At 67.8% G+C, this 236-nt stretch carries 1 protein-coding gene; it reads left to right on the forward strand.

Annotation, left to right across the window (positions count from 1 at the left end; translation table 11 throughout):
* Positions 1-236: hypothetical protein (locus BN358_RS27815; protein ID WP_232233236.1), on the forward strand; the 236-nt coding region annotated here is incomplete at both ends.

The following is a 236-nucleotide window of genomic DNA, read 5'->3' on the forward strand; positions in this document are numbered from 1 at the left end:
TCACCGCTTGCTTCCTGGATCGAGACCACGTTCGGGCTCACGCAGGAGGAAGGCACTGGCCGCATGATCCGTCAGCGGCCCACCCGCCTTCGTGCGCACGCCGCGCCCGAGCTTGCCGAGCAGACTGGTGAGCCGGTCGACCACTGCGCCGAGGCCATCCAGGCCACGCTCATGGCGGGTTCCACCGCGAAAAACGGCACTGGCCGCCCACTCTTCGCCTTCCGCCTGCATCAGTT

The organism is Sedimentibacter sp. B4 (genome assembly GCF_000309315.1).
GTDB classification, from domain to species: Bacteria; Bacillota; Clostridia; order Tissierellales; family Sedimentibacteraceae; genus Sedimentibacter; species Sedimentibacter saalensis.